Origin of the sequence: Gelidibacter salicanalis (assembly GCF_016469035.1) — a bacterium.
GTDB lineage: Bacteria > Bacteroidota > Bacteroidia > Flavobacteriales > Flavobacteriaceae > Gelidibacter > Gelidibacter salicanalis_A.
Map to the genome: position 1 here is coordinate 1 of NZ_JAEHJZ010000409.1, position 241 is coordinate 241.

Annotated in this window: 1 pseudogene; it reads left to right on the top strand. The window is 63.1% G+C overall.

What is annotated here, in order from left to right:
* Positions 1-241 (top strand): annotated as a pseudogene (locus JEM65_RS21740) (leucine dehydrogenase); the annotation flags it as partial.

The following is a 241-nucleotide window of genomic DNA, read 5'->3' on the forward strand; positions in this document are numbered from 1 at the left end:
ACCAGCTTGCCCAGCATGATGGCGCCGAGGCCCTGTCCGAACGCGGCATTTTGTGGGCGCCGGACTTCGTAGTGAACGGTGGCGGTGTGATCTATCTCGACATGGCTTCGGAGCCGGATGCGGATGCCGACGCCATTACGAAGCGGGTCGAAGCCATCGGTGACACCGTAACCACGATCTTCCGCGATGCCGCTGCCCAGAGCATCACCACCTTGGACGCCGCAGAACGTCTCGCGCAGTC